The following is a 1,854-nucleotide window of genomic DNA, read 5'->3' as shown; positions in this document are numbered from 1 at the left end:
AAAACCTTCCGTCGTTTCGCCCGCCGGCGTGATCCTGAGGCCGACAGGCAGCTTGCCGGCCGCCGCGGGCGCGGTCAGGAACGTGACGTCGAGCCCGGGCGGAAGCGGCGCCAGCGACCAGTTGCCATCGGCCTTTGGTTCGATCGACTTCCGACCGAGAATATGGCGGACGATGATGTCGCGGTTGAGATCGGGCGCTTCGAGCACGATGGTCGTCTTCGTGCCCGGGAAGTTCCCGCCACCCGAGGCTCGGTAATTGTTGGTGACGACGAGGAACTCGGCCTGCTCGTCGATGGGCTCTCCCGAGAAGGCGAGGTCGCGGATGCGATGCGCAGCGGCTGCGACGAGCTTGCCGTCATTGTCGTAGCGCGAGGGCTGCGTGACGTCGATGCGATAGGTCACGCCGTCGATGACGTCGAAGTTGAAGGCCGGGAAGGCCGGGTTGATCAGCGGCTGCTCCCCGCTCTTCGCCGGGTCGATGCGGTTGAAGATACCGGCGGAACGTTCCAGCCATTCGCGGATATCCGCGCCGGTGACTTTCACGATCTGCACCGTGTTCGGGTAAAGGTAGATGTCGGCGATGTTCTTCAGCGCCAGCGGCCCGGCCGGGATATCGGTATAGAAGGCAGGGCCGGCGCGCCCACCCGATTTGAAAGGCGCGGCGGCCGACAGGATCGGCAGGTCCTTCCAGCGCGTCTGCGCCATCAGCGGCTTGGCATAGGCAATCTGTGCTTCGGCGACGATCTGGATCGAGGCATCGTCCGCGACCAGTGCGAAATAGGAATTGATCGGCGACGCCGTGCTGCCGACGGGCTCGCGCATATAGTTGAGAGTCGCGTCATGGTCGGCCTTCACGGCCGACAGGATCCCGGGCTCGGCAATGGCTTTCGGCACGATCTTGCGATCTGGCGTGCGTTCGTAGATCGGCTTGGCCTCGACCTTGAACTCGGCGATCTTCCAGTGTTCGCCACGCTTCTCCAGTTCCAGGTCGACGATGCCGAGATGCGAGCCCCAGAAGCCCGGCTGGCAGGCTGGCTTGCCGTTGAGGGAGCCCCTGATGTTGTCGACGCCGACGATGCCGTCGAAGGCCTTGCCGCCGGGGAAGACCAGGTGCTGATGGCCGGTCAGGATGACGTCGATCCCCTCGACCCTGGAGAGGTGAAGCGCGGCGTTCTCCTCCATTCCGCGCCGTTCGCCACCTGCGATGCCCGAATGGCAGAGCGCAATGACGAGATCGGGCTGCGCGTCGAGCAGGTCTGGCAGGTGCTTCTCGGCCGCGTCGACGATATCGGTGGCGATGAGCTTGCCGTCGATGTTCGCCTTGTCCCATTGCATGATCTGCGGCGGTACGAAGCCGATCACGCCGATCTGGAGCACGTGCCGGTTGCCTGCTTCGTCTTCGAAGCTCTGCTCGAACAGCCGCCAGGCATCGACCAGATTGCCGCCGCCCACGCGCTCCACATTGGCGCAGACCATCGGAAACTCGGCCTTGCCCAGGCCGTGCTCGAGGAACTCCAGCCCGTAGTTGAACTCGTGGTTGCCGAGCGTCCCACAGAGATAGGGCAGGGCGTTCATCGCGGCGACCATCGGGTGCGTGTCGCCGGCCTTCAGCCCCTTCTTGTAGACGATGTAATCGCCCAGAGCGGTGCCTTGCAGGAAGTCGCCATTGTCGAAAAGCAGGCTGTTCCTGGCCTCTGCCTGCGCCGCCTTGATCAGGTTGGCGGTCTTGGCGAGGCCGACCGTGTCGTCGGGGTCATCCCGGAAGTAGTCGTAGGGCACGACGTTGACGTGCAGATCCGTCGTTTCCAGCACGCGCAGCTTCAGCCGCGCCGGGGTCTGGGCCGCTGCCGGAAG

1 protein-coding gene is annotated in these 1,854 nt (G+C 64.5%); it reads right to left on the bottom strand.

Annotated elements, in window-relative coordinates; genetic code table 11:
* The coding region (locus tag ACIPIA_RS15340) for a bifunctional 2',3'-cyclic-nucleotide 2'-phosphodiesterase/3'-nucleotidase (protein ID WP_400510795.1) at positions 1-1,854 on the bottom strand (1,854 nt) is incomplete at both ends.

Origin of the sequence: Allobosea sp. CER48 (genome assembly GCF_044752385.1) — a bacterium.
GTDB lineage: Bacteria > Pseudomonadota > Alphaproteobacteria > Rhizobiales > Beijerinckiaceae > Allobosea.
Note: the sequence above shows the minus strand (reverse complement) of the source record. Positions and strands in the feature narration are given on the sequence as shown.